21 protein-coding genes are annotated in these 24,253 nt (G+C 70.2%); 7 read left to right on the top strand and 14 right to left on the bottom strand.

Features of this window, described 5'->3' with window-relative positions; genetic code table 11:
• Positions 1 to 12: 12 nt before the first annotated feature.
• Complete coding sequence (locus MW290_RS09145; protein ID WP_250196633.1) at positions 13 to 2,010, bottom strand: alpha-1,4-glucan--maltose-1-phosphate maltosyltransferase; 1,998 nt, start codon at positions 2,008 to 2,010, stop codon at positions 13 to 15.
• A 124-nt stretch (positions 2,011 to 2,134) separates the two neighbouring features.
• Positions 2,135 to 4,054, bottom strand: a complete 1,920-nt coding sequence (gene glgB / locus MW290_RS09140) for a 1,4-alpha-glucan branching protein GlgB (protein ID WP_250194362.1) — start codon at positions 4,052 to 4,054, stop codon at positions 2,135 to 2,137.
• Between the two features lie 192 nt (positions 4,055 to 4,246).
• Here glgB and MW290_RS09135 point away from each other — a divergent pair, with 192 nt between their 5' ends.
• Genes MW290_RS09135 through ku form a run of 3 tightly spaced genes read left to right on the top strand, consistent with a single transcriptional unit; the run spans position 4,247 to position 6,147 of the window.
• Positions 4,247 to 4,585, top strand: coding sequence for a hypothetical protein (locus MW290_RS09135; protein WP_250194361.1), 339 nt, complete (start codon positions 4,247 to 4,249; stop codon positions 4,583 to 4,585).
• Positions 4,582 to 5,181, top strand: coding sequence for a GGDEF domain-containing protein (locus MW290_RS09130; protein ID WP_250194360.1), 600 nt, complete (start codon positions 4,582 to 4,584; stop codon positions 5,179 to 5,181). Before MW290_RS09135 ends, MW290_RS09130 begins: the two co-directional genes overlap by 4 nt.
• Positions 5,182 to 5,196: 15 nt before the next feature.
• The gene (gene ku / locus MW290_RS09125) at positions 5,197 to 6,147 is read left to right on the top strand and encodes a non-homologous end joining protein Ku (RefSeq protein WP_250194359.1); all 951 of its coding nucleotides are present in this window, start codon (positions 5,197 to 5,199) and stop codon (positions 6,145 to 6,147) included.
• A 25-nt stretch (positions 6,148 to 6,172) separates the two neighbouring features.
• Here ku and MW290_RS09120 read toward each other — a convergent pair whose 3' ends face one another.
• From MW290_RS09120 to MW290_RS09105, 4 genes are all read right to left on the bottom strand, one after another.
• Positions 6,173 to 6,553: a YkvA family protein gene (locus MW290_RS09120; RefSeq protein WP_250194358.1), complete on the bottom strand. Its 381-nt coding sequence runs from the start codon at positions 6,551 to 6,553 to the stop codon at positions 6,173 to 6,175.
• Complete coding sequence (locus tag MW290_RS09115; protein ID WP_250194357.1) at positions 6,553 to 6,936, bottom strand: response regulator; 384 nt, start codon at positions 6,934 to 6,936, stop codon at positions 6,553 to 6,555. Before MW290_RS09115 ends, MW290_RS09120 begins: the two co-directional genes overlap by 1 nt.
• Entirely contained in the window at positions 6,936 to 9,779 is a 2,844-nt protein-coding gene (locus MW290_RS09110) for a response regulator (protein WP_250194356.1), read from the bottom strand. Before MW290_RS09110 ends, MW290_RS09115 begins: the two co-directional genes overlap by 1 nt.
• A 71-nt stretch (positions 9,780 to 9,850) precedes the next feature.
• On the bottom strand, positions 9,851 to 10,612 hold the full coding sequence (locus MW290_RS09105) for a response regulator (RefSeq protein ID WP_250194355.1): 762 nt from the start codon (positions 10,610 to 10,612) through the stop codon (positions 9,851 to 9,853).
• A gap of 171 nt (positions 10,613 to 10,783) precedes the next feature.
• Here MW290_RS09105 and MW290_RS09100 point away from each other — a divergent pair, with 171 nt between their 5' ends.
• On the top strand, positions 10,784 to 11,503 hold the full coding sequence (locus MW290_RS09100) for a hypothetical protein (RefSeq protein WP_250194354.1): 720 nt from the start codon (positions 10,784 to 10,786) through the stop codon (positions 11,501 to 11,503).
• Between the two features lie 129 nt (positions 11,504 to 11,632).
• On the opposite strand, the gene MW290_RS09095 is transcribed toward MW290_RS09100, so the two are convergent.
• The 4 genes from MW290_RS09095 to MW290_RS09080 form a co-directional block, all read right to left on the bottom strand.
• Positions 11,633 to 12,607 carry an NAD(P)-dependent oxidoreductase gene (locus MW290_RS09095; RefSeq protein ID WP_250194353.1) on the bottom strand — a complete coding sequence of 325 codons (975 nt, stop codon included), beginning with the start codon at positions 12,605 to 12,607 and terminating at the stop codon, positions 11,633 to 11,635.
• Entirely contained in the window at positions 12,604 to 13,611 is a 1,008-nt protein-coding gene (locus MW290_RS09090) for a tripartite tricarboxylate transporter substrate binding protein (RefSeq protein WP_250194352.1), read from the bottom strand. The genes MW290_RS09095 and MW290_RS09090 overlap by 4 nt, the downstream gene beginning before the upstream one ends.
• A gap of 64 nt (positions 13,612 to 13,675) precedes the next feature.
• Entirely contained in the window at positions 13,676 to 14,830 is a 1,155-nt protein-coding gene (locus MW290_RS09085; RefSeq protein WP_250194351.1) for a mandelate racemase/muconate lactonizing enzyme family protein, read from the bottom strand.
• Between the two features lie 33 nt (positions 14,831 to 14,863).
• Positions 14,864 to 15,955, bottom strand: coding sequence for a dihydrodipicolinate synthase family protein (locus MW290_RS09080; RefSeq protein ID WP_250194350.1), 1,092 nt, complete (start codon positions 15,953 to 15,955; stop codon positions 14,864 to 14,866).
• Between the two features lie 70 nt (positions 15,956 to 16,025).
• On the opposite strand from MW290_RS09080, the gene MW290_RS09075 reads away from it, so the two are divergent.
• Positions 16,026 to 16,937: a LysR family transcriptional regulator gene (locus tag MW290_RS09075; RefSeq protein WP_250194349.1), complete on the top strand. Its 912-nt coding sequence runs from the start codon at positions 16,026 to 16,028 to the stop codon at positions 16,935 to 16,937.
• A 7-nt stretch (positions 16,938 to 16,944) separates the two neighbouring features.
• Here the strand turns inward: MW290_RS09075 and infA are convergent, their stop codons facing one another.
• Entirely contained in the window at positions 16,945 to 17,190 is a 246-nt protein-coding gene (infA, locus tag MW290_RS09070) for a translation initiation factor IF-1 (protein WP_250194348.1), read from the bottom strand.
• Between the two features lie 335 nt (positions 17,191 to 17,525).
• Here infA and MW290_RS09065 point away from each other — a divergent pair, with 335 nt between their 5' ends.
• Positions 17,526 to 18,401 carry a transglutaminase-like domain-containing protein gene (locus MW290_RS09065; protein ID WP_250194347.1) on the top strand — a complete coding sequence of 292 codons (876 nt, stop codon included), beginning with the start codon at positions 17,526 to 17,528 and terminating at the stop codon, positions 18,399 to 18,401.
• Positions 18,402 to 18,414: 13 nt separating this feature from the next.
• Here the strand turns inward: MW290_RS09065 and MW290_RS09060 are convergent, their stop codons facing one another.
• From MW290_RS09060 to MW290_RS09050, 3 genes are read right to left on the bottom strand one after another with little or no spacing between them, the layout of a single operon-like run.
• Positions 18,415 to 19,515 carry a catalase family protein gene (locus MW290_RS09060; RefSeq protein WP_250194346.1) on the bottom strand — a complete coding sequence of 367 codons (1,101 nt, stop codon included), beginning with the start codon at positions 19,513 to 19,515 and terminating at the stop codon, positions 18,415 to 18,417.
• A 20-nt stretch (positions 19,516 to 19,535) separates the two neighbouring features.
• The gene (locus tag MW290_RS09055) at positions 19,536 to 21,992 is read right to left on the bottom strand and encodes a membrane-bound PQQ-dependent dehydrogenase, glucose/quinate/shikimate family (protein WP_250196632.1); all 2,457 of its coding nucleotides are present in this window, start codon (positions 21,990 to 21,992) and stop codon (positions 19,536 to 19,538) included.
• Between the two features lie 60 nt (positions 21,993 to 22,052).
• Positions 22,053 to 23,135, bottom strand: coding sequence for a fatty acid desaturase (locus MW290_RS09050; RefSeq protein ID WP_250194345.1), 1,083 nt, complete (start codon positions 23,133 to 23,135; stop codon positions 22,053 to 22,055).
• A gap of 494 nt (positions 23,136 to 23,629) precedes the next feature.
• On the opposite strand from MW290_RS09050, the gene MW290_RS09045 reads away from it, so the two are divergent.
• Positions 23,630 to 24,250 carry an energy transducer TonB gene (locus tag MW290_RS09045; protein WP_250194344.1) on the top strand — a complete coding sequence of 207 codons (621 nt, stop codon included), beginning with the start codon at positions 23,630 to 23,632 and terminating at the stop codon, positions 24,248 to 24,250.
• Positions 24,251 to 24,253 lie beyond the last annotated feature (3 nt).

Raw genomic sequence — 24,253 nt, 5'->3', positions numbered from 1 at the left:
GAAGTGCGCCGTTCAATGACCGTGGTCGAAGTCCTGCTCGCCCTGCAGCTGCTGCGTCACGCGGAACACGTGCGCCGGCGCCTGCCCGGGGTCGAGGATCACGAAGTTGTGCGGGCCCTGCCAGACGAAGCGCTGGTTGCTCAGCAGGTCGTGCAGGTGGTAGCGGGCGTTCCGTTCCAGGCCCAGGGCCACCGGGTCCAGCGACACCCAGCCCGACTGGCGGTTGCGGGTGTCGAGATTGGCCACCACCAGCACCGTGTTGCCCGAGGCCGCATCGCGCTTGACGTAGGCGATGAGCTGGTCGTTGTCGGTGTGCACGAAGCGCAGGTTCTGCAGCTGCTGCAGCGCCGGGTTGCGGCGGCGGATGTGGTTGATCTGTGCGATCAGCGGCCGCAGGCTGTCGGGCCGCTGCAGGTTCCAGTGGCGCAGCTGGTACTTCTCGGAGTCGAGGTACTCCTCGCTGCCGGGGCTGCGCGGGGCGTTCTCCATCAGCTCGTAGGCCGGGCCGTAGATGCCGTAGTTGCTGGACAGCGTGGCCGCCAGCACCAGCCGCAGCGCGAAGGTGGGCCGCCCGGCGCCGTGCAGCTGCTCGTTCAGGATGTCGGGCGTGTTGGGCCAGGCATTGGGGCGGAAGTAGTCCTTGCCCGGGCCTTGCGACAGCTCGGTGAAGTACTCGGTCAGCTCCTGCTTGCTCTGCCGCCAGGTGAAGTAGGTGTACGACTGCGAGTAACCCAGCTTGGCCAGCCGGTGCATCACCTTGGGCCGGGTGAAGGCCTCGGCCAGGAACAGCACCTGCGGATGCACGCGCTTGATCTCGGTGACGCACCACTCCCAGAACGGGAAGGCCTTGGTGTGCGGGTTGTCGACGCGGAAGATGTGCACGCCCTGGGCGATCCAGTGCTCGAACACGCCCTTGAGCGCGGCCCACAGCCCGCGCCAGTCCTCGGTCTCGAAGTTGAAGGGGTAGATGTCCTGGTACTTCTTGGGCGGGTTCTCGGCGTACTGCACCGTGCCGTCGGGCCGCCAGCGGAACCACTGCGGGTGCGACTTCACCCACGGGTGGTCGGGCGCGCACTGGAAGGCGATGTCCATCGCGATCTCCAGGCCCAGCTCACGTGCCCGCGCCACCAGGCGACGGAAGTCTTCGGGCGTGCCCAGCTCGGGCAGGATGTCGGTGTGGCCTCCCTCTTCGGCGCCGATGGCCCAGGGACTGCCCACGTCGCCCGCCTCGGCCTGCAGCGCGTTGTTGCGGCCCTTGCGCTTGTCGCGCCCCACCGGGTGGATGGGCGGGAAATACAGCACGTCGAAGCCCATCTCGGCCACGTAGGGCAGCCTGGCCTCCACGTCCGCAAAGCTGCCGTGCCTGCCAGGCTGGGTGCCGGCCGAGCGGGGAAACAGCTCGTACCAGCTGGAAAAGCGCGCGCGTTCACGGTCCACCTGCAGCGGCAGGTCGGCGCTGCTGGCAGCCAGGCTGCGGTCGGGATAGCGGTCGGCCAACAGGGCCAGCGGCTCGTCCAGGGCCTGCGCCTTCAGGCTGGCGCCATCGAAGGGCCGGGCCTCGGCGCCCTGGCGCAGGCGCGCGGCCCAGTCGCTCAGCAGCCGGCGGTCGGCGTCCACCGCGCGGGCCGCGGCCTCGTCCAGCAGGCCCGCGCCCACCAGCGCAGCAATGCGGATGTCGTCGTCGTCCACCCGCCGCAGCAGCTCGTGCCGCCACGAATGGAAGTGGTCCACCCAGGCCTGCACCCGGTAGGCCGCGCGGCCCTGGGCCTGCGGCGTGAAGCAGGCCTGCCACACGTCGTTGACCGTGTGCTTCATCTCGGTTTCCTGCCAGGGCCCACCTTCGGCCTGCCACTGCAGCATCACGCGCAGCTGGTCATGGCCGTCGGTGATGACATGGGCCTCCACCGCCAGCGGCTCGCCCACCACACGCTTGACGGCAAAGCGGCCACCATCGACCACCGGCAGCACCGCATCGATCACCGCGCGTGAGCGGCCGCTGTCGGGCGGCATGCCGATGGGCTGGATGGGGGTGTCGACCGCCGGCGTGGCGTTCACGGCAGCGGGCCTGGGCCGCACGGCAGAGGCCTTGGGACGCGCGGGTGCGGACACGGCGGACTTCACCGCAGCGGTTGTCTTAGTGGCCAAGGCCATCTCCTTCCAAACGCGTTGCAAACGCAGGCCGCTCGGCCTGCGTGGGCTTGAACATCACGGTGGCCAGCGGCGGCAAGGTGAGCCGCAGCGCATGGCTGCGGCCGTGTGCGCCTGGGGCCTCGGCTTCGCGGCCGCCCCAGTTGCCCCAGCCGGCGCCGCCGTAGTCGGCGGCATCGCTGTTGAACAGCTCCTGCCACCAGCCGCCCTGCGGCACGCCCACCCGGTAGTCCTCGCGCGGCAGCGGCGTGAAGTTGCACACCACCAGCACCGGCGCACCGCCACCACGGGGCTTGCGCAGGAAGCTGATCACCGAGTTGGCGGCGTCGTTGGCCTCGATCCACTCGAAGCCCTCTGGGCTGAAGTCCAGCTCATGCAGCGCCGGCTCGGTGCGCAGCAGGTGGTTGAGCTGCGCCAGCGCACGGCGCAGGCCTTCATGGCCCGGCTGCGCAGCCTGCTCCCAATCCAGCTGGCCCTCGTGCGCCCATTCACGACGCTGGCCGAATTCGCCCCCCATGAACAGCAGCTTCTTGCCAGGGTGGCCCCACATCAGGCCGTACAAGGCACGCAGGTTGGCCAGCTGCTGCCAGGCGTCGCCCGGCATCTTCTCGACCAGGGACTTCTTGCCGTACACCACCTCGTCGTGCGACAGCGGCAGCACGAAGTTCTCGTTGAAGGCATACACCAGACTGAAGGTGAGCTGCCCCAGGTGGTACTGGCGGTACAGCGGGTCCTTCTGCATGAACGACAAGGTGTCGTGCATCCAGCCCATGTTCCACTTCATGCCGAAGCCCAGGCCACCGGTGGAGGTGGGGCGCGAGACGCGCGGCCAGGCCGTGCTTTCTTCGGCGATGGTGAGCGTGTCCGGGTGCTCGCGGTACACCGCCTCGTTGAGCTTCTGCAGGAAGTGGATGGCCTCCAGGTTCTCGCGGCCGCCGTAGCGGTTGGGCACCCATTCGCCGTCACGGCGCGCATAGTCCAGGTACAGCATCGAGGCCACCGCATCCACGCGCAGACCGTCGAGGTGGTACTTGTCCAGCCAGAACAGGGCCGAGCTGATCAGGAAGCTGCTGACCTCCCCCCGGCCGTAGTTGAAGATGCTGCTGTTCCACTCGGGGTGGAAGCCCTGGCGCGGGTCGGCATGCTCGTACAGGTGCGTGCCGTCGAAGTACTGCAGGCCGTGCTCGTCGGTCGGGAAGTGCGAGGGCACCCAGTCCAGGATCACGCCGATGCCGCGCTGGTGCAGGTGGTCCACCAGGAACATCAGGTCCTGCGGTGATCCGTAGCGCGAGGTGGCCGCGAAGTAGCCGGTGGTCTGGTAGCCCCACGAGCCATAGAACGGATGCTCGGTCACCGGCATCAGCTCCACATGGGTGAAGCCACAGGCCAGCACATGATCGGCCAGCGCATGGGCCAGCTCGCGGTAGCCCATCATCTGACCGTCGGGCCGCTTCCAGCTGCCGGCGTGCAGCTCATAGATGGACACCGGCGCATCCAGCGCATTGCGCCGGGCGCGCTGGGCCATCCAGTCGGCATCGCCCCAGTCGTAGTCCAGGCTCCAGATGCGCGAACCGTTGGCCGGCGCCACCTCGGCATAAATGCCGTAGGGGTCGGCCTTGTCGGCGCGATAGCCCTGGTGCTGCGACTCGATGCGGTACTTGTAGGCCTGCCCGCGCTGCGCCTGGGTACTGCGGCCTTCCCAGATGCCGCTGCTGTCGGGCCGCGGCTGCAGCGGGTCGGCTTCGGGGTTCCAGCCGTTCCAATCGCCGATGACCGACACCGCGCGCGCATTCGGCGCCCACACGGCAAACTCTGCGGCACCGTTGTGCCAATGGCAGCCCAGCTTCTCGTACAGGCGCGAGTGGGTGCCTTCACCAAAGAGATAAAGATCCTGGTCGGTCAACACGCGGGCGGTACTCCTGCTGCACGCACTGCGGGCCGCAGTGCATCTGATGCCCACGGTTCGGCAACCGACGTACCCGGGGTGTTGCAAATGCGTATGCCCTTGCAACCAGCCCTCACGCCGCACGACCTGCGGCACGCTGCTTGCCGCTGGCCTGGTTCACATCGGCTTCAGCCCGAGCCAGTCCGTTGCCCCATGCAGTCACCGAAGAAGCTCACGCCGCCTTTGCAGGCCACGCCCTGGTTCGACGGGCAGGCCACGCCCCTGCGCGAGGGTCCGTACCAGCGCCGCCACCCCGCCGGCCCTTACAGCTGCTGGGCGCAGGGTCGCTGGTATGGCGATGCGCCCTCGCCGGAGGCCGCAGCGCAGGCGCGCCGCCCCAGCCGCCGCCAGCACGCGGTCTGGCGAGGTGTGGCCGGCAACACCGGCCAGCCCTGCAGCATTTGCCGCGGCAGCCGTGTGGTGGACCTGGGCTTCGATGAAGAATCGGGCCGCGACCTCATCGACGACTGCCTGGATTGCGAGCCGGCATGAACCCGCCCGCGGTGAAGGCGCTGGACCCCATCACACGCCTGCCCAGCGCGCCCAGCTTCTTCCTGGCGCTGGAGCTGGCGGCCACCGAAGCCCAGCACACCGGCGCGCGGCTGTCGGTGCTGGTGGTGGATGCCGACGACTTCCAGGCGCTGCGTGAGCGCGAAGGCGACGATGCGGCCGACGCCTCGCTGGACCTGATCGGCAAGGTGCTGCGCCTGGCGCTGGGCCCGCAGGCGGTGCTGGCGCGGCTGGTGGGCGACCAGTTCGGCGTGATGCTGCAGCACATCGGCATCGAAGAGGCGCACCACCGCGCCGAAGGCCTGCGCGAGGCCATCCAGCTCGGCTTCCGCTCGCACCAGCGGCGCATGACGGTCAGCATCGGCGTGGCCTGCGGCCCGAGCGCGGGCGACTGGACCGGCCAGCAGATGATCGGGCTGGCGGGCCGGCGCCGCGAGCTGGCCCGTGAAGCAGGCGGCAACCGGGTGCGGGCCCACGGCCACCCCGGCATGCCGGCCGACCAGCATGTGCATTGGCCGAGCTTCGGCGAGCATCCGACCGACCTGCCCGTGCAGCCCGGGCAACTCACCCTGTTCTGACCAACGGAGAACACCATGCCCCGCGTGATCTGGAAAGGTGCCATCAGCTTTGGTTTGGTGTACGTGCCCGTGGCCCTGTACCCTGGCGCGCAGGACACCGGCATCAGCTTCGACTGGCTGGACAAGCGCAGCATGGACCCGGTGGGCTACAAACGCATTAACAAGCGCACCGGCAAGGACATCGACAAGGACAACATCGTCAAGGGCCTGAAGCAGGACAGCGGCGACTACGTGATCCTGAGCGAAGACGAGATCAACGCGGCCTACCCCAAGAGCACGCAGGTCATCGAGATCGAGCACTTCGTCAAGGCCGATCAGATCCCGTTCACCTACCTGGAAAAGCCCTACCTGCTGGCGCCGCTGGGCAAGGGCGAGAAGGTGTATGCCTTGCTGCGCGAGGCGATGGTGGACGCCGGCGTCATCGCCGTGGCCCGCGTGGTGATGCACACCAAGGAAAGCCTGGCCGCGCTGATCCCCGATGGCGACGCGCTGTTGCTGAACACGCTGCGCTGGGCCAGCCAGGTGCGTTCACGCGAGGAACTCAAGCTGCCGCCCGCAGGCAAGAAGGCCGCGGGCTTGAAGGACGCCGAGCTGGCCATGGCCCAGCAGTTGATCGGCGAGATGGTGAGCGACTGGGACCCCAGCCAGTACCAGGACCGCTTCAGCGATGCCATCCATGCGCTGGCTGCCAAGAAGGTGGAAGCGGGCGAGACGGCCCAGGTGGCGCCGCTGGAAAACGCCGACGAGGCACCCGCCGCCTCCAACGTGGTGGACCTGAGCGAGCTGCTGCGCCGCAGCCTGGCAGGCCGCAAGGGGGGTGATGCGCCTGCCGGCAAGACCAGCCGCACGACGGCCAAGACGGCAGCCAAGACGGTGGCGAAAGCGCCTGCCAAGGCATCGACCAAGACGCCTGCCAGGACACCTGCCAAGAAGCCCGCACGCAAGCCGGTGCGCAAGGCCGCCTGAACGACAGGCCAATGCGGATGCGGCTTCAGCCGCGCCACCACCACCAGAGGCCGGCCGCCGCCGCCAGCCACACCGCCACCACCAGCGCCGCGCCCCACCAGTGGGTGATGCGGCCGCGCGCCGCATCCATCCAGGCCTGGGCCTGGGCGCGGCACTCGGCCAGCACCGGCGCCGGGGTCAGCCGCAGCGCCAGCCAGATGAAGGCCGGCAGCAGCAGCATCTCGTCCAGCAGGCCCAGCACCGGAATGAAGTCGGGGATGAGGTCGATGGGGCTGAAGGCATAGGCCACCACCAGCGCGGCCAGGGCCTTGGCCGGCCATGGCGTGCCCGGGTGACGCACCGCGAACCACAGCGTCAAGCCGTCGCGCTTGAGTTGCCGCGCCCATTGACGCAGGCGGCCCATCATCACGCCGGGCTGCGCGGTGGCTGGGCCAACAGCGCCGCCACCTTGTCCAGCAGCGCGCGGTAGTCGTAGGGTTTGGTGATGTAGCCGTCACAGCCGGCGGCCAGGATGCGCTGCTCGTCCCCGCTCATCGCCAGGCCGGTGAGCGCCAGCACGCGCAGGCTGGCGGTCTGCGGGTCGCGCCGCAGGGCGCGGGTGGCGTCCAGCCCGTCCATGCCCGGCATCTGGATGTCCATCAGCACCAGGTCGGGCAGCTCGCTGCGGGCGATCGCCAGGCCTTGCAGCGCATCCATCGCGGTGCTGACCTGGTGGGCCGCATGCTCCAGCACCACGCGGGCCAGCTGCAGGTTGTGCTGGTTGTCTTCGATCACCAGGATCCTTGCCATCAAACGGCTCCTTCATGGCCCAGCTGGCGGCGGTGCAGCGCACGCCGCACCTCGGCCACCAGCTGGTTGGGTTGGAACTCGGCCTTCTCCAGCACCGCCTGCACACGGCCGCGCAGCGCTTCGCGGTCGGCATCGGTCACCAGCTTGGCGGTGAGCACCACGATGGCGATGCCGGCCGTCTCGGGCCGGCGGGCCAGCGCGTCCAGCACCTCGAAGCCGGTCATGTGGGGCATCATCAGGTCGAGGATGATGAGGTCGGGCCGCTCGCGGCGCACGATGCTCAGCGCCTCTTCACCGCTGAAGGCGCACGAAGGCCGGAAGCCCGCCGCCTCCAGGTGGGTGGTCACCAGCGTCACGGCCTTGGGGTCGTCGTCCACCACCAGCACCTGGCCCGGCCGGCTGGTCATCGCAATGCCCATGGACGACAGCGCGGCCAGCAGGTCGTCGCGCTCCACCGGCTTGACCAGCACCTGCGAGGCCCCCAGCGCAAAGCCGCGGCGGGGCTCGTCGGTCACCGACACGATGACCACCGGAATGCGCTGCGTGGCCGCCTCCTCCTTCAGCTGCGACAACACGTCCCAGCCGTCCATGCCGGGCAGGATGACGTCGAGCACGATGGCATCGGGCCGCCATTGCCGCGCGGCCACCAGGCCGTTTTCCGCATCGGGCGAGACCTGCACCTGGTAGCCGTGCGATTCCAGCTGCAGCCGCATCACGCGGGCCGCGGCGGCTTCGTCCTCGATCACCAGGATGCGCGCCGCGCCATCACCGCGGGCATCACCGCGGCCGGCTTCCGGCTGCGCCGGCTCGGACGGCGGCGCGACGGGCGGGGGCTCGTCTGCCCTGGCAGCTGGCTCACGCCATGGCAGCCAGACGGTGAAGGTGGAGCCTTCGCCCGGCCGGCTGTGCAGCTCCAGGCCGCCGCCGTGCAACTCCACCAGGCGCTGGGTCATGGTCAGGCCCAGGCCGGTGCCCTCGTAGCGCTTGGACAGCGACGAATCCACCTGCCTGAAGGGCTGGAACAGCTCGCGCAGCGCCTCCGGCGCGATGCCGATGCCGGTGTCGGAGACGCGGATCTGCAGGTAATGCGCGGTGACGGCGCCGGCCGGTGGAAACACGCGGCTGTGCTCGGTGGTGGCCCGGGCCATGGCCTCCTCGCGCGTTACACGCGCCATCGACAGCTGCACCAGGCCCCCCTCGGCGGTGAACTTCACCGCGTTGGACAGCAGGTTGAAGATGATCTGCAGCGTGCGCCGGCTGTCCAGCACCACGCTGCCCAGGTCCTCGGGCAGGTCGGCGCGCAGCTCGATGCGGCGGGTGGCAGCCCGCTCGCGCACCACCGACAGGCCGCTGGCCGCCAGCGTGGCCGGTTGCTCGGGGCCCAGTTGCAGCTCCATCTGGCCGGCCTCGATCTTCGACAGGTCGAGGATGTCGTTGATCAGCGCCAGCAGGTGGCGACCGCTTTCGTAGATGTCGTTGACGTACTGGCGCTGCTGAGGCGCCAGCGGCCCCACCAGCCCGTCGCGCAGGATCTCGGAAAAGCCGATCACCGCATTGAGCGGCGTGCGCAGCTCGTGCGACATGCTGGCCACGAACTCGCTCTTGAGCCGGCTGGCCAGCTCCAGCTGCTCGTTCTTGCGCTGAATGTCCTCGCCGCGCTCGCGCAGCTCGCTGGTCAGCAGATTGAGGCCATCCAGCTGGGCCAGGTTGTTCAGCGCCACGCCCAGCTGCGCGGCCAGCCGCTCGACGAACTGCAGGTCGCGTTCGGTCAGCGTGCGCGCGGCGCCCAGCACCATCACGCCCAGGCGCCGGCCCTGGTAGGCCACCGGCGCCATCAGCAGCTCGGCGGGCCGCAGCGTGGCCAGGCCGGTCTCGATGCGCAGCCCGCCGCCATGGCCGGCACCTTCCAGGCCATCCAGCCGCACCATCTGGCCGCTGAGCGCGGCGTGGCCCAGTGGGCCTTCATGCGCATCCAGCAGGCCCTTGGCATCGGAAGGCGTGCCGTGGCCCGCCACCATGCGCAGCGTGCCCCACTCGTCCAGCGCATAGAACACCGACACCGGGAACAGCCGGTCGGCCGCCTCGGCCAGCAGGGCCAACGTGCCCTCCAACACCGACTTGCGGTCGGGCTTGGCATTGAACAGCGTCAGCGCCCGCGCATGCAGGCCATTGAGTTCACGCTCATGCCGGGCCTCCTGCTCGGCCTGGCCGCGGGCCAGCAGGTCGGACCGCACGCGCCAGAACATCAGGCCCAGCAGCGCCACCAGCGCCAGCCCGAACACCAGGAACAGCGCTCGCGCGATGTCGGACTGCCGCTCGGCCGACGCCTCGTGCCGGGCCAGGTCGGCCCGCAGCTCGCCTTCCATCTCGCCCAGCAGCGAGCGGATGCGCCCCAGCAGCCGCTGTGAAGCCACCAGCCGGTCTTCCAGCACCACCGGCTTGCCGGCGTCGTACAGCGCCTGCAGCTCGCGGTAGGCCTGCAGCCGGTCGTCGAGGGCACTGCGCAAGGCTTCCAGCCGGCGTTCCTGGGCAGCACCGCCCAGCGGCGCACGCGACAGCAGCGTGAGGTGACCGGTCAGCGCCTCGATCGCGTCATCGCGCTCGTCGACGAAGCTCTGCCTGCGCAGGTTGATGTAGCCGCGTTGCGCGGCCTCGGCCCGGTTGAAGCTGGCCTCGGTGGCGGTGAGCGTCTGCAGCACCTGGCGGCTGTTGCGCACGTAGTCGGCGGCCTGCTGGCTCTGCCAGGCCGCCCACCAGGTGAGCAGCCCCAGAGCCAGGGCGGACAGGATGGCCAGCGTGAAGCCGGCGTACACGGCGCTGCGAAACGAGGTCGTCCTTGGCATGCCTCCACGTTGCTCCTGGCGGTGGCCGTTCCACCCTGCCAGGCGCCGTGGCAACCGTCTTGCCCGAACGCTCAACCGGGGTTCACGAGCCCTTGTTGTGCACAGTACTTCTTCAGCTCGGCGTTGTCGTGCCACCCGGTCTTGCCCAGGATGCGCATCCGGTAGTTGCCGACTGTCTTGACCGACAGCCGCATCATCTCGGCAATCTGCGTCAAGCGGTGGCCTGCTGCAATCAGTTGCATTACCCGGTACTCCTGCGGGGTCAACAAATCATGCGGCAAGGTGGCCTTGAGCCCGTCGGACTGCACGGTGAGCAGCCGGTTCGCCATCTCAGGGGGCACATATCGACCCTGGGTCATCACGCCTGTGATGGCAGGGATCAGTTCTTCCCCCGTACGTTCCTTGCTGACGTAGCCGGCCGCGCCCATTTGCAGCAGGCGCTGCGCATGGCTGGCTTCCTTGTGCAGGCTGAGGATGAGGATGGGCACGTCGCCCGAGATGCGTCGCAGGCGCGTCAGCCCCTCGGTGCCGGGCGCGTCGCGCAAGGCCAAGTCCATCACCACGAAGTCGGGCGGTGCCTGGCTGAACTGGCGCAAGGCGTCGGCCAGGCTGTCGGCTTCGCGCACTTCGGCGTCGTCCCATTCCAGTTCGATCACCCGGCGCAGGCCCCGCCGCACGATCGGGTGGTCCTCGACCACCAACGCCTTCATGGTGCCGGGGTCGGCAACGCGGACCCCCTCGCGTTTGACGTGACTTCTGCACTTCTCATACCACTGGCACTCTAGTGGGGCGAGCCGCCTGCGCAGCGCCTGGCAGCGTCCTGCTGCAGGCAAATATTGACACGTAGGGCACCGGCCGGACGGGCAGCGGCGGGCCCGCCATCAGGCCGACTTGCCTAGACAAGCGGCCGCCAGATCGGCACGCCCTTTGCCCGTTCCGGTGGCGGCCGGACGCCCGCTGGGGCGGCCGACCCTTCTCCCAACCCATGAGGAAAGGACACGGCAATGACACAGCGCGACGATCAGAACCGGTGGAATCAGGGCCCCTCATCGCCCGGCGGCGGACGTGGTGGCCAGCAAGGCGGCTGGAACGACGAGTCCCACCGCGGCGGCCAGCAGGCCTGGGACTTCGGTGGCAGCGGACAGCAAGGCGGCGGCAATACCTACGGCAGCTCGCAGCCCGGCGAAGCGGGCTACGGGTCGCGGGGCAGCTTCAGCGGCCAGGACACGGGCCATGGCCAGAGCCAGGGCGGCTACGGGCAAGTTCAGGGGGGCTACCGCCCGCAGGGCCGCCAGGGCATGCCGGGCGGCTATGCGTCGCAAGGCGGCTACGGCTCCCAGGGCGGGCAGCAGGGCTATGAGGGCTACGAGGGCGGATCGGCCGCACAAGGCGGCCTGCCGGCCCACTGGCAGCAGCAGTCCCAACGCCAAGGCCAGGGCCAGGGCCAGGGCCAGGATCATGACCAGCATCACTTCGACCCCGACTACCACCAGTGGCGGTCGGAGCAGATGCGCAAGCTGGACGACGACTACCAGGCCTGGCGCCAGGACCGCTACAAGAAGTTCTCCGAGGAATTCAACCAGTGGCGCGACAACCGCAAGGCCGGCGGCAGCAACACCAGCGCCGGCAGCAGCGCCGGACTGGCCAGCGGCATGAGCAGCGCCTCGTCGGACAGCAGCGGTGCCACCAGCAGCAGCGGCAGCGACAGCAGCAAGAGCCGCTGAGCACGCAGCGCGCCGACGAGCCGCATCCACGACGATGCCGCCTCCTACCGCGGCGGCCACCACCCTCGCCAGCCCGGCCTGGTTGCGAGCAGACGCGGCGGGTGGTGCCTTCGGCGGTGCGGCGGGCAGCTAGCGATGGACCTGGTTCAGCGGCGCCTGCCCGTGCAGCAGGCGCAGCACCTCGTCGGCCGCGCCCTCGCTCATCGCCGCCAGGCTCTCGTCGGTCAGGCCAGCGGCATGGGGCGTGAGCAGCACGTTCCGTAAGGCCAGCAACGGGTGATCCGTGCGCAGCGGCTGTTCGGTGAACACGTCCAGCGCAGCGCCGGCGATGCGGCCGGCCTGCAGCGCCGCCACGAGGGCCAGCTCGTCCACGGTGGCGCCGCGCGACACGTTGACCAGCAGCGCATCGGGGCGCATCAGGCCGATGCGGCGTGCATCCAGCAGGCCGCGGGTGGCCTCTGTCAGCGGGCAGGTCAGCACCACGCAGCGGCTGCGCGCCAGCAGTTCGTCCAGCGCGCAGGCCGCCAACCACGGCGGCAACCCTTGAAGGCGTCGCTGGTGGCCCAGCACCTGCATGCCGTAGCCGTGGTGCGCCATCTCGGCCACGCGCAGCCCGATGCTGCCCACGCCCACGATGCCCAGCGTCTGCCCCGCCAGCTCGCCGGCACCTTCGGCCAGCGCACGGCTGGCGGCCCAGCCTTCGCTGCGCAGCAGCGCATCCATGCGGTGCTGGCGGCGCAGCAGCAGGCCCAGTGCCGTCATCACATGCTCGGCCACGGCCTGCCGGTTGCTGCCAGGCACGTTGGCCACCGGAATGCCGCGCGCCGTGGCCGCCTCCACCGGGATCATGTCCACGCCCACGCCGGGCCGCACGATGCCGCGCAGCCGCGGCGCATGGTCCAGCAGGTCGGGCGGCAGGTTCGATCGCACCACCAGCACGTCGGCATCGCGCACCAGGCGGCGCAAGGTGTCGGGCCGGGTGTCAGGCGCCAGCCGCACCTCGGCCACTTCGGCCATGCGGCGCCGGGCAGGCTCGTGCAGCGGGCCGGTCAGCAGCACGCATGGGCGGCGGCCGGTGCCGGTGGCGGTGGCGGCATCGGTCATTCCGGGGTCACTCCGGCGTCCTGCACCACCTTGCTCCATCGGGCCATCTGGTCCTTCAGGTAGGCCGCGAACTGCGGTGCACTGCTGCCGACGGCATCCACGCCCTGGGCGGCGAACTTCTCCTTCACGTCGGGCATGTGCAGCACCTTCACGATCTCGGCATTCAGCTTGTCCAGGATGGGCTGCGGCACGCCCGCCGGCGCCGCGAAGCCGAACCACACGTCCACCTCGTAGCCGGGCACGCCGGCCTCGGCCACCGTGGGCACGCCGGGCGCGTAAGGCGTGGGCCTGGGCGTGCTCACGGCCAGCGCCTTGAGCTTGCCCGCCTTGACGTGCTGGATCACGTTGGGGATGTTGTCGAACATCACGCCCACCTGCCCGCCGATCAGGTCCGTCACCGCCGGGCCGCTGCCCTTGTAGGGCACGTGGGTGATGTCCACGCCCGCCATCTGCTTGAACTTCTCCATCGACAGGTGGTTGGACGAGCCGGTGCCGGTGGAGGCGTAGTTGATGCTGCCCGGCCTGGCCTTGGCCGCAGCCAGCAGTTCCGCGACCGAGTTGACCGGCAGCGCCGACGACACCACCAGCAGGTTGGGTGTGGTGGCCGCCAAAGTGATGGGCGCGAAGTCCTTCACCGGGTCGTAGGGCAGCTTCTTGAAGATGGCCTGGTTGACCGCGAAGGCGAAGGGTGTGACGAACAGCGTGTAGCCATCGGGCGCCGACTTGGCCGCCGCGTCCGTGCCGATCAGCGTGCCGCCGCCGGGCTTGTTCTCCACCGTCACCGGCTGGCCCCAGGCGGCCTGCAGCTTCACGCCCACGGTGCGCGCCAGCGTGTCGTTGAAACCGCCCGGCGGGTACGGCACGATGATGCGGATGGGCTTGGCCGGGTAGGCCGCCGCGCCGGCCGGGCCTTGCGCGGCGGCGGGCAGCGCCGCCCAGGCCGCGGCCAGGGTCAGCGCCACCAGTGCGAAGCGGCGACGCGCGGGTGAGGTGTGGGCTTGCATGTTGGTCTCCGTTGGGGGTGTCGCGGCCGCATCTGCGGCGGCCGTCGTGGGGGCGCGTGAATGCTCAGACGTAGCCGGGACCTTCGACGGGCGGATAGGCCTTGAGGAAGGCCTCGTCCACTTCCACCCCGATGCCCGGCGCCTCCAGCGGCCGCACGCAGCCGTCGCGGCCGATCTGGAAGGGCCGGCTCACCAGGCTGTCGCGGTAGAGGTTGCTCTTGGAGACGTCGCCTTCGAAGTAGCCGCCGTTGTCGATGGCCGCCAGGAAGTGGATGGACGCCGCCATGTTGATGCCGGTCATGCAGGTGTGCGGGTGGACGGGCAGCTTGTAGGCCGAAGCCATGGCCGCGATGCGCAGCAGCTCGGTGATGCCGCCGGCCTTGGACAGGTCGGGCTGCAGGATGGTGATGTCACCGTCCTCGATCACGCGGCTGAATTCGTAGCGGGTGAAGTGGTTCTCTCCCGCGGCCAGCGGCACGCGGCCGAAACCCCGCGCCAGGCGGTAGCTGCGGTGGTCGTGCGGCGCGAAGGGCTCTTCCAGCCAGGCCACGCCCAGGGCATCGAATCCGGGCATCGCCTGCCGCGCATCGTTCAGGTCGTAGCCGGTGTTGGCGTCCACCAGGATGGTCACCTCGTCGCCCACGGCTTGCCGCACCGCCTTGACCCGCTGCAGGTCGCGCGCCGGGCTGTCGCCCACGCGCAGCTTGATGGCGCGGTAGCCAGCCTCGATGTGCGGCAGCGCTTCGTCCACCAGGGCCGCCGGGTCCTGGAAGCCCAGCGACACGCCACCCGCATAGGCGGGCACCGCCTTGGCCGATCCGCCCAGCAGCTTGTACAGCGGCCAGCCGACGGCCTTGCCGCGGATGTCCCACAGAGCCAGGTCGATGCCGCTCATCGCCATCGCGCAGCCGGCGCCCACGCCATGGCTGGCCAGCTGCTTCCAGTAGATGCGGTCCCACACGCCCACCACGTCGGTGGCGTCCATGCCCACGGCCAGTTGCCGCAACGTGGTGTTGACCAGCTGCGCCACCGCCGTGTGGGCCTTGCCGTGGTGCGATTCACCCCAGCCCACCAGGCCGCTGTCGGTGGTGACCTTGACCACCACCGCGTCCTTCTTCACCGCCCGGCCCATGCCCAGCTGCACCGCGTTCTCGGGCGCGATGGGAAAGGAAACGGCAAAGGCCTGGATGTCTCGGATGCGGTGCGTTGCGGATGCCATCGGTGTTGTCTCCTTCTGCTTGTCTAGACAGGTTCAGCCCAGGTAGCCGCGCGCGGGCATCAGGGCGTGTTGGCGCAGCGCCTGGCCGGCGGCGCTGATCAAGGCCGGCGGCAGCAAGTGCCCCGAGTGCAGGCGCGGGCCGGGCACCGCTTCGGCCTGCGGGCCATGGGCCATGAAGTGGTCCAGCGCCTTGTTGGCGTTGGTGAAGGCATTGCCCCAGGGCACAGGCGCGGCGGCGGCGAACACCGCCTCGACCACCGCCTGCAGCCGGGCCGACAAGGCGTCGGCCTGCGCCTGTTGCCCAGCGTCCAGGTGGGCCAGCAGCGCGGCCAGCTGCGGCGCGAAGACGTTGGCGGTGCTCAGCAGGAAGCCGTCGTAGTCGCCGCCCGCCGCGGCCAGGTGGCGGCTGTAGCCGCCTTCCGCGCCACGCACCAGAAACGCCTGACGAAAGCCCGCCGCCGCCACGCGATCGGCGCCGCTGGTGTCTTTCAGCATCAACAGGTTGGCGTGGCGGTCGGCCAATGCGGCCACCGTCTGCGGCGCCATCTCGTTGCCGGTGACCTGCGGCAGCTGGTACAGCGCCATCGGCAGGCCGGTGGCCAGCAGGCGGTCGAGCGCGGTGGCGATCTCGTCCTGCGTCAGCCCCGCCCCGTGCGGCGGGCAGACGGTGAAGCCACACACGCCACTGTGGCGCAGCACCCGGGCCAGTTCAGTGTCGTCCGATGCCCCATCCGCCGACGCTGCCATGCCGGCGCGCCGATGGAGCCAGCCGCTCAGGTCGGCCAGCGTGGCCAGCATGTCGTCCAGCCCGGGCTTGAGCACGCCCACCAGCAGGTGCAGGCCCAGGCGCGGCGCCTGGTCCATCAGCAGCTGCAGCAGGGTGCGCCCCTCGTCGTCGGCCAGCTGCCAGCCGTCCCCGGTGGAGCCCGGCACCAGCAGCCCACGCACGTGGGGCTGCAGAAAGCGCAGGTGCGCCTGCAGGCGCGGCGCGTCGATCGCGCCTTGCGCGGTGTAGGGCGTGAGCAGCGGGCACCACAGGCGCGGCACGCCGTCGGGCAGCAGGCGCTGCAGCCAGGCGGCGCGACGGGGCGCCAGACGATCGAGCGGGGTGGCGGGGGAGGTCATGCGGCCATCGTAGGCACGCCCCGCTTTGCCAAAAAGATATCGCAGGCGATTTCAGATATGCTTTGAAAGCATGAATCTGCACCGCATCGAAGCCTTTCTGGCGGTGGCTCAAGGCGGCAGCATCACCCGCGCCGCCACCCAGCTGGACGTGGCGCAGTCGGTGGTCAGCCGCCATGTGGCCGCGCTGGAGGCGCAACTGGGCATCCGTCTGTTCGAGCGCACCGGGCGTGGCGTGGCGATGACCGAGGCGGCGCAGTTGCTGGCACCCCGGCTGCGTGCCGCGCTGGCCGACATGGAGCGGGCCGCCGCCGAAGCCGCCGAACTGGGCGGCCAACCGGGCGGGTTGGTGCGCATGGGCCTGGTGCCGGCGGCGGCGCAGCCGCTGGTGGGGCTGCTGCACCAGCAGCTGGCCCGGCAGCATCCGCGCATCCGGCTGCAGTTCGTCGACGGCTTTTCGCATGCGCTGGACGAACGCCTGGCCAGCGGCGATCTCGACCTGGCGGTGATCAACCGCTTCGGTCGCCTCGACCCCAAGGGCGAGGAGCGCCTGTGCGTGGTGGACAGCCTGCTGGTGGGCCCGATCGGGGCGCTGGCGCAGGATGCGCCCGCCCTGCCCTTCAAGCGGCTGGCCGGCCTGCCGCTGGTGCTGGCCTCACGGCCCAACGGCCTGCGCACCGCGCTGGACGAGATCTGCCGCCGCGTGGGCGTTCAACTGCAGGTGGCGGTGGAGGCCGACTCCATGCTGACGATGAAGGGCCTGGTGATGCACGGCGGGCTGTACAGCGTGCTGCCCTACCAGCTCGTGCATGAAGAACTGGCCGCGGGCCGCATGAGCGCGGCCGGCATCGTGCGGCCCACCGTGCCGCGTGTGCTCACGCTCGCCCTGTCCAACCGCCAGGCCGGTTCGGCCGCGGTGCGGGCGGTGGCACAGGCGGTGCGCGGGATCGTGCGTGAGTCGCTGGTGAAAACGGTGTGGCGTTGAGCCGTGGTCAGCGCCGCGGTGCGCCGCCGCGCTCTTCCAGGTGGCGGAAGCTGATGCGACCCTTGGTCAGGTCGTAGGGCGACAGCTCCAGCGACACGCGGTCGCCGGCCAGCACGCGGATGTGGTGCTTGCGCATCTTGCCGGCGGTGTAGGCCACCAGTTGGTGGCCGTTGTCCAGCGTGACGCGGTAGCGCGAGTCGGGCAGCACTTCCTGCACCACGCCGCGCATTTCGATGAGTTCTTCCTTGGCCATGGGCGCTCCTGTTATTGAGTGAATCCAGCTCACCACTGCAGTGCAGGCGGCGATGGCCAGCAGCCATCGGTCCGCCTTGCGCGGTGGTGAACATGAGCAGACGCCAGCCCGCGGACGGGCCACCGCAAGACGGCAAGAGAATCGATGAGCGGTGCGAGCATCGGCCCGAGCCTCCAAGGGAGCGGAGGGTGGGCGAGAGACCTACGGATGGAAGGTCTTGCGTGTCTGTGGCCCCAATACTACACCTATCGAATACCCTAGACGTCTAGACAAGTTCAGCGGCTGGTTGGCTGGGCCTCTTTTTCGCAGCGCCCAGGCAAGCCCAGGAGGCCCCCATGACCCAGATCCAGCTGAACCTCGAACTGTCGTACACCGTCGATGCGCCGGGGGCCGACTTCGTCTTCAACATCCACCCGGCGCTGACGCCCGCGCAAACGGTGACCGACGAAGTGCTGACGCTGAGCCAGCCCGTCACCCCGCGGCTGGAGACCGACCCGCACACCCACAGCCGCTACCTGCGGCTGCAGGCCATGCCCGGCGAGCTGACGCTGCGCTACACCGCGCGGGTGGGCATCCACCACCACCGGGCCGATCCGTGGAGCATCGGCGAAATTCCGGTGGGCGAGCTGCCGCTGGACGTGGTGAGCTACATCTACCCCAGCCGCTACGTGCCTTCGGACCGGCTGGGGCGCATGGCATTGGCCCAGTTCGGCCACCTGCGGCGCGGCTACCACCGGGTGCAAGCCATCCGCGATTGGGTGCGCAACCACGTGGCCTTCCGCTCCAACACCAGCACCACCAGCACCACCGCGCTGGACACGCTGATCGACCAGGCCGGCGTGTGCCGCGACTTCGCGCACCTGATGATTGCGCTGTGCCGGGCGCTGAACATCCCGGCGCGCATGACCACTGGCACCGACTTCGGTGCCGACCCGTCGCTGGGCCCGCCCGACTTCCACGCCTACGTGGAGGTGTACCTGGGCCACCGCTGGTACCTGTTCGACCCTTCCGGCACCGCCATCCCGATGGGGCTGGTGCGCATCGGCGTGGGGCGCGATGCGGCGGACGTGGCCTTCTCCACCATCTTCGGCAGCGTCAAGGGCCGGCCGCCGGTGCTCAGCGCGGTGGCGGTGCCCGACGGCACGCCCAGCGGCGGGCTGCCGGTGCACTGCATGGACGCCCTGTCCACCGACGCCGGCCACGCCGCCTGAACCGCCGAACTGGTTACCCCGCCACGCCCTGCGGGCTGCGCGGTTCGGCCAGCGCCACGCCGTTGTGCCCGGTACGGAACGCGGCAGCGGCCTGGTAAGCGGCCTTGCGCACCCGCATGATCGAGCCGATGGGACGGTGCGCCGCCAGCCCGTGCCAAGGGCTGAAGGACAGGCCGTCGTCCATGGCCTCGGCACGCGCCTCGGGCCAGCTGTCCTGCGGCGGCAGGGTCAGCGTCGCCACCGTGTGCCAGGGGCTCACGTCTTCGGGCCACTCGACCGAGGCGTCCTCGATCGGCATGGCTTCCAGGTCGGTGCACAGCTGCACGCGCAGGACCCAGGTGCCGCCCTGGCCGGCGAAGTGCTGATGCACCACGTCGCGCAGCGCATGCGGGTGGCCCTTCAGCTCGATCGGCTGGTCGGTCAGCGCCTTCAGCTCGGGCGACAGCGGCGCCAGCGACAGCTTGGCCATGTACGGGCCCCACAGCACCGGCACCTGGGTGAAGAAGGTTTCGCCCAGGATGTGCGTGGCCGGGTGGCCGCCCAGGGCCTTGAGCGTGGCGCTTTCACCACCGGCCTTCTCGACCAGCGATTCCAGCCCGCGCAGCGCTGCTGACAGCACCTTCTTGGCATGGGGCGCCTTGTCGGTGGTGGCGGCCAGCAGCTTGACGGTCTGCAGGAAGCGCTTGGCCGTCGGCGCGCTGAACACCGGGCCGTTGACCATCAGGAAGTCTTGTGTGGTGTCCGCCTCCGTGCCCGGCAGCCGCTCGCCCGGCACGTCCAACAGCTTGAGGGCCAGCCCCCGCGGCGTGGACACGCCGTCGTCCAGCAGGTCGCCCGGGGTGGACGACAGCCGCACCACGGCCTCGTACTCGGCCGGCTGCGCGCACAGGCCCTGGGCCAGCTCCGGCGCCAGGCCGGGCGCCACCGTCAGACGCCCGCGCAACAGCCCGTGGCTCTTGGCATGCACGCTGCGGTAGGCATGGCCCTCGTCGCGGGCCACGGTGCGGCTGATGCCGACCAGCGCCTCGCGCAGGGCTTCGTCGGTCTCGGCCTCGTCGGCCTCGGTCACTTCCAGGTCGCGCTGGTAGGGCAGCGGTGCGGGGCTCAGGCTCATCGGATATCTCCTTGGGTCATTCATTTCGGCAAGGCGTAGGCGATCACGCTGTCGCCCGTCTTGGTGCCCAGCGAGCCATGGCCGCCGGCGGCCACGACCACGTACTGGCGGCCGTCGGCGCCCAGGTAGGTCATGGGCGTGGCCTGGCCACCGGCGGGCAGGCGGTGCTGCCACAGCTGCTTGCCGTTGCTGCTGTCGTAGGCGCGCACGTAGTAGTCGAGCGTGCCCGACAGGAAGGCCACGCCGCCGGCGGTGGTGATGGGCCCGCCCAGGTTGGGCACCCCCATGCGGAAAGGCAGCGGCAGCGGCGAGCTGTCGCGCACCGTGCCGTTCTTGTGCATCCAGATCTTCTGGCCGCTCACCAGGTCGGCCGCGGCCACGTAGCCCCAGGGCGGCGCCTGGCAAGGCAGACCCAGCGGCGAGGTGAAGGGTCCGAGCTTGACGGCGAAGGGCGCACCGAAGTTCTCGTTCAGCGCCGGCAGGGCGCCCTGCGGCGCGCCATTGCCTTGCACGAGCATCGAGCTGTCGTCCTGGCGCGGCACCAGCTGCGACACGAAGGCCAGGTACGTGGGCGTGGCAAAGACGATCTGGCGCTGCGGATCGACCGACACACCGCCCCAGTTGAAGACGCCGAAGTTGCCCGGGTAGATCAGGGAGCCGCCGGTGGAAGGCGGCGTGAAGCGACCCTCATAGCGCAGCCGCTTGAAGGCGATGCGGCAGGCCAGCTGGTCGAACATCGTGCCGCCCCACATGTCGCGCTCACGCAGCGGCGGCGGATCGAAGGACAGCGCCGAACGTGGCTGCGTGGGCGCGGTGCGGTCGCCTTCGGCCGCGCCCTGCGGTGCGGGCTCCTCGGTCACCGGCAGCAGCGGCTGGCCGGTGCGGCGGTCCAGCACGAACAGCTCGCCCTGCTTGGTGGGCTGTACCAGCGCCGGCACCGCGCGGTTGTTGATGGTCAGGTCCACCAGCGTGGGCTGGGCCGGCACGTCGTAGTCCCACAGGTCGTGGTGCACCGTTTGGAACACCCAGCGCACCCGGCCGGTGGCCAGCTCCAGCGCCACCACCGACGACGAATACTTCTCCACCGCCTCGCTGCGCTTGCCGCCCCACTGGTCGGGCGGCTGGTTGCCCATCGGCACGTAGACCAGGCCCAGCGCCTCGTCCACGCTGCTGATGGACCAGCTGTTGGGCGAGTTGGGCGTGTAGGTCTGGCCGGGCGGCAGTGGCTCGGTCACGTCGGGGTTGCCCGAGTCCCAGTTCCACACCAGCGCGCCGGTGTCGATGTCGTAGGCGCGGATCACGCCCGAGGCCTCGGCGGTGGACACGTTGTCCAGCACCGTGCCGCCCACCACCAGCAGCTTGTCCGTCACCACCACCGGCGAGGTGCTGTAGTACGAGCCCGGCTTCACATTGGGCATCTGCGTCCACAGGTCGATCTGGCCATTGACGCCAAAGGTCTGGCAACGGCTGCCGGTGGCCGGGTCGAGGGCGATCACGCGGCCGTCGGCCGTGGGCATGAAGAGCTTGTTGTGGCAGGCCGTGGCCGGCGGCGGCGTGGCGGGCGCACTGGCGGCCGAGGCCACCGCGGCATCGGGCGCTGCGCCGCCGGCCGGCGTGCTGCGCGGTGCGTGGTAAGACAGCCCCCGGCAGGTCAGGTGCTGCAGCGCCAGCGCGCCGGCGCCCTGGATCTGCGGCTCGAAGCGCCAGAGCTGCTGGCCGGTGGTGGCATCCAGCGCCACCACCGACTGGTGCGGCGTGCACAGGAAGAGGCGGTTGCCCACCTTCAGCGGCGTCACCTCGAAGGTGGTTTCCTCGGGGTCGCCAGGGCGTCCGCGCACGTCACCGGTGCGGTATTCCCAGGCCACTTCCAGCTGGTCCACGTTCTGCGGAGTGATCTGCGACAGCGGCGAATACCGCTGGCCCGCACCGGTGCGGCCATAGGCATGCCATTCACCATCGGGCACGGGCGTCGAAGCCGCCGCCTCTGCCGCCGCGTTGCTGGCCAGCGGCGGCGGCGCCGTGCCCTCGATGCGGTGCTTGTCGATGAACCACGAAGCCACCGCCAAGGCCAGGAACAGCCCCAGCAACAGCGCCAGCCAGCCCCGCGGGCCGCTCCATGCGCTGCCGCCGCGCCGCACCTCGTCCAGGCCCAGGCCCCGGGCCAACCAGGGCGTGAGCAGCCACAGCCCCATGATGAACACCACGTCGCCGCGGGCGGCCAGCGGCCACCAGTCCAGCCCCACCTCCCACAACGACCAGGCCACCGTGCCCACCACGAACACGGCATACACCAGCAGCGCGGCGGCACTGCCGCGCCACAGCAGCAGCGCGGTCAGCAGCACCGCCAGGCCGGCCAGCGCGTAATAGAAAGACCCGCCCAGGGCCACCAGCCAGGCGCCACCGCCCAGCAGGGCCAGGCCGGCCAGTGCAAAGAAGAAGGCGGTGACCGTGGGCCGCCGAGTCGCCGTGCTTGCCATCATGTTCATGGCAGGCGTTCGGCAAACCCTGTTCCTGCCGCGCCGCGCGGCCGGGGACGGTCAGGGGGCCGGAAGGGGCGTGCTGGTGGCCCGGCCGTTGAAGTCGGTCCAGCACTGGCGCTGGTAGTCGTACAGCTTGCAGGCCCGGGCGGTGCGGGCGTACCAGCGCCAGGAGAAGGGCTGAACGACGATGCAGCCGGGCATGCGCGCTTCCAGCAGCTGCTGCGCCCGCTTCAGGCGGTACAGCGGCACGCTCATGTCCACGTGGTGGGCGGTGTGCTCCATGATGTGGTGCAGGGCGCTGCCCATGGCCGAGCGGAAGGTCAGGTGCACCGTTGTCGAGACGAATGGCTGCGCCGCGGCCCAGCTCTTCTTGTCCTGGTACCAGGCCACGCCGGTGTGGGTATGGTGCACGTACACCACGAAGCCGATGAAGCCGTTCCACACCAGGAAGGGCAGCACGAAGCCCACCGCCACCAGCCACGCGGCCGACTGGCCGGTGGCGCCGGCCGCGGCCACCAGGCCGGCGATCCACAGTGTGGCCACGCCGGTCACCAGCAGACCGTCCGCGGTGAAGATGGCCCGCCGCGTGGGCATGTGGCGGCGGCTGGGAAACAGCAGGCGGGCCCACCAGATCTCCACCAGGTAGTACAGCCAGGGCGCCCAGCCGCTGCGGTACACCCGCTCCAGCCCGCGGCGCCAGCGCGGCAGCGCCCGGTACTCGGCCAGCGTGCGCGGCTCCCACACGAAGTCGAAGCCCTTGAGGTTGGTGTAGCCATGGTGCACCACGTTGTGCCCCACCTCCCACAGGCTGTAGGGCGTGAGCGAGGGCAGGAACACCAGCCGGCCCAGCCAGCGGTTGAGCCGGCGGTGGCGGGTGAAGGCCTGGTGGCAGGCGTCATGGCCCAGGATGAAGAGCCGCGCGATCACGAACCCGGTGACGCAGGCCGCCCCCACCTGAACCAGGGGGTGCGATGCCAGCACCGTGGCCGCCAGCGACAGCGCAAAAAACAGCAGGTCGAAGACGGTAAGGGCCAGGGCGCGGGCGGTGTCTCGGGTGGCGATGGGCGCCATCCAGGCGCGGATCTCCTTGCGGTGCGGAATGGCCGCGGCCTGCGGCGCGCGGGAAGCAGTGGTCGTCATGAAACCGTGTCAGCCTGAGGAGCCCGCAAGGCTAGGGGCCCCGCGCCGCCACGGGCTTGACCCGCGTCAACAAGCGGGCGGCCACCGCGCAAGCTTTACCCGTTCGGCAAAATCCGCTGCCCATGGTCCAGCGGCTGGTTCACCTGTCTAGACAGGTCCCCCCGCTTACAAACGGTAGCGCAGCGGCACTTCGTTGCGGTAGGGTGGCGCGCGGACGGTCGGAGGCAGGGGCGGTGTCTTGGGGGCAGGCCCCTAATTTGCTTGCGCTGCCACGCTGTAACGTGCCGCTGAGGGTCAACCCCCAGCCGGAGCCCCGGGCGTTTGCGTCTATAGTCCGCGGCTTCGCGAACGGCGCGCCCAGGCCACCCACAAGGTAGCAGCAGCATTAAGGCAGTCCGCCGACAACGGCCGGACCTGGAGGAATTTGAGTGGATTTTGCTGAACAGCAGCGCCGACCCAGCAACCATCTGGTCGGCTTTGGCATTGTGGTGTTGATGCACCTGCTCCTCGGTTGGGCGCTCGTCAGTGGGCTGGCTCGCAAGGTGGTGGAGGTGATCAAGGCACCGATCGAGACGAAGATCATCGAGGAGGTGAAGCCGCCTCCGCCGCCTCCGGAGAACCTGCCGCCGCCGCCCAAGCTCGCGCCCCCGCCGCCGAGCTACGTGCCGCCGCCCGAGATCAACGTGGCGCCGCCGCCGACCCCGGCCCCGACGATCACCACCACCCAGGTGGCCCCGCCGCCTGCGCCGGTGAACATCGCGCCCGCGCCGTCGCCGGCCGCGCCCCCGGCGCCGCCCGCACCGCCGGCCCCGCCGCGCGTGGGCACTCCGGCCCGCATCGACGTGTCTTCCTGCGAGAAGCCGGAATACACCCGCGCTGCGCTGCGCGCCGAGGCCACCGGCACCACCCGCATCCGCTTCACCATCGACGCCACCGGCAAGGTGGCCAAGGCCGAGATCGAGAAGTCCTCGGGCCCGACGCGTGAACACCGCGCGCTCGATGCCGCGGCCGTCGAAGCGCTGGGCAAGTGCCCGTTCCGTCCGGGCACCGATCCGGAAGGCAAGCCCATCGGCGGCGCCATCGCCACCGTCGAGTACGTCTGGAAGATCGAGTAGCGG

Source organism: Aquincola tertiaricarbonis (assembly GCF_023573145.1).
GTDB classification, from domain to species: domain Bacteria; phylum Pseudomonadota; class Gammaproteobacteria; order Burkholderiales; family Burkholderiaceae_C; genus Aquincola; species Aquincola tertiaricarbonis_B.
This window is presented reverse-complemented; position numbering and strand designations above follow the sequence as displayed.

Excerpts from the sequence above, each read along its gene's own strand:
- MW290_RS09145 (WP_250196633.1), bottom strand. The coding sequence starts at position 2,010 with ATGCCGCCCGACAGCGGCCGCTCACGCGCGGTGATCGATGCGGTGCTG.
- MW290_RS09135 (WP_250194361.1), top strand. The coding sequence starts at position 4,247 with ATGCAGTCACCGAAGAAGCTCACGCCGCCTTTGCAGGCCACGCCCTGG.
- MW290_RS09130 (WP_250194360.1), top strand. The coding sequence starts at position 4,582 with ATGAACCCGCCCGCGGTGAAGGCGCTGGACCCCATCACACGCCTGCCC.
- ku (WP_250194359.1), top strand. The coding sequence starts at position 5,197 with ATGCCCCGCGTGATCTGGAAAGGTGCCATCAGCTTTGGTTTGGTGTAC.
- MW290_RS09120 (WP_250194358.1), bottom strand. The coding sequence starts at position 6,553 with ATGATGGGCCGCCTGCGTCAATGGGCGCGGCAACTCAAGCGCGACGGC.
- MW290_RS09115 (WP_250194357.1), bottom strand. The coding sequence starts at position 6,936 with ATGGCAAGGATCCTGGTGATCGAAGACAACCAGCACAACCTGCAGCTG.
- MW290_RS09110 (WP_250194356.1), bottom strand. The coding sequence starts at position 9,779 with ATGCCAAGGACGACCTCGTTTCGCAGCGCCGTGTACGCCGGCTTCACG.
- MW290_RS09100 (WP_250194354.1), top strand. The coding sequence starts at position 10,784 with ATGACACAGCGCGACGATCAGAACCGGTGGAATCAGGGCCCCTCATCG.
- MW290_RS09095 (WP_250194353.1), bottom strand. The coding sequence starts at position 12,607 with ATGACCGATGCCGCCACCGCCACCGGCACCGGCCGCCGCCCATGCGTG.
- MW290_RS09090 (WP_250194352.1), bottom strand. The coding sequence starts at position 13,611 with ATGCAAGCCCACACCTCACCCGCGCGTCGCCGCTTCGCACTGGTGGCG.
- MW290_RS09085 (WP_250194351.1), bottom strand. The coding sequence starts at position 14,830 with ATGGCATCCGCAACGCACCGCATCCGAGACATCCAGGCCTTTGCCGTT.
- MW290_RS09080 (WP_250194350.1), bottom strand. The coding sequence starts at position 15,955 with ATGACCTCCCCCGCCACCCCGCTCGATCGTCTGGCGCCCCGTCGCGCC.
- MW290_RS09075 (WP_250194349.1), top strand. The coding sequence starts at position 16,026 with ATGAATCTGCACCGCATCGAAGCCTTTCTGGCGGTGGCTCAAGGCGGC.
- infA (WP_250194348.1), bottom strand. The coding sequence starts at position 17,190 with ATGGCCAAGGAAGAACTCATCGAAATGCGCGGCGTGGTGCAGGAAGTG.
- MW290_RS09065 (WP_250194347.1), top strand. The coding sequence starts at position 17,526 with ATGACCCAGATCCAGCTGAACCTCGAACTGTCGTACACCGTCGATGCG.
- MW290_RS09060 (WP_250194346.1), bottom strand. The coding sequence starts at position 19,515 with ATGAGCCTGAGCCCCGCACCGCTGCCCTACCAGCGCGACCTGGAAGTG.
- MW290_RS09055 (WP_250196632.1), bottom strand. The coding sequence starts at position 21,992 with ATGGCAAGCACGGCGACTCGGCGGCCCACGGTCACCGCCTTCTTCTTT.
- MW290_RS09050 (WP_250194345.1), bottom strand. The coding sequence starts at position 23,135 with ATGACGACCACTGCTTCCCGCGCGCCGCAGGCCGCGGCCATTCCGCAC.
- MW290_RS09045 (WP_250194344.1), top strand. The coding sequence starts at position 23,630 with ATGCACCTGCTCCTCGGTTGGGCGCTCGTCAGTGGGCTGGCTCGCAAG.